This is a genomic window from Pseudomonas meliae, assembly GCF_001400515.1.
Taxonomy (GTDB): Bacteria; Pseudomonadota; Gammaproteobacteria; order Pseudomonadales; family Pseudomonadaceae; genus Aquipseudomonas; species Aquipseudomonas amygdali.
Genome location: NZ_LJQT01000406.1, coordinates 1 through 282, shown reverse-complemented (window position 1 = coordinate 282; position 282 = coordinate 1). Strand labels below are relative to the sequence as shown.

Annotated in this window: 1 protein-coding gene; it reads right to left on the bottom strand. The window is 59.2% G+C overall.

Annotated elements, in window-relative coordinates; all coding sequences use genetic code 11:
- Positions 1–6 precede the first annotated feature (6 nt).
- Positions 7–282, bottom strand: a 276-nt coding sequence (locus tag ALO64_RS18630) for a DUF6750 family protein (protein ID WP_054991779.1), incomplete at its 5' end; no start/stop codon positions are given.

Sequence of the window (282 nt, the reverse complement as noted above, 5' to 3'; positions counted from 1 at the left end):
GTTGGCTTAGCCCACATCCACGGGTGCCAGGCCGACCTGCGCTTGTGAGCGCTTGATGATTTCAGGCACAACCACCAGGCATACCCCGAACAGGATGGACGCGACGATCGCGCCGATTTTGATCTGCGGGTTGTCTTTCTTGTTCTTGGCCGCGACCAGCCCACCGATCACAAAGATCACACCGACAAACTGAGCAATGGTCAGTGCAGATTTCTTAAGCGACGTGGCGCCTACCGCTGCCGAATCACCCATCCCGGCAATGTCGGCACCGGCAGCACCGGC